Consider the following 309-nt stretch of genomic DNA (forward strand, 5'->3'; position numbering starts at 1 on the left):
CCTTCGGGGGAGTTCATCCCGACGGAAAAGAGAGAAAGGGTTACAGCAAAGATTATATCCATTCTTTTTCCGCAGTCATGCAGCAGTCCTTCCGTTTTGCAGTATTTCCAAAGCAGTATATTACGTTCAATCCCATGCAGTATATTAAACTGCGGTATCAGACGGATGAAGTGGATTTGTTTTCCGATGAGGATATGGACGGAAATGTCCAACCAATTTCACGAGAAGATTATGAAAGATTGCTTGCTTATCTGCAAAAAAAGAACCCAGCCGCAATACTTCCAATCCAGATAGCCTATTATGCCGGGC

At 43.0% G+C, this 309-nt stretch carries 1 pseudogene; it reads left to right on the top strand.

Going from position 1 to position 309, the window contains the following annotated elements:
• Positions 1-309: pseudogene (locus NE638_RS17940) on the top strand (site-specific integrase); the annotation flags it as partial.

This window comes from Blautia sp. MSK.18.38 (assembly GCF_024460535.1).
Classification (GTDB): Bacteria; Bacillota; Clostridia; order Lachnospirales; family Lachnospiraceae; genus Blautia_A; species Blautia_A fusiformis.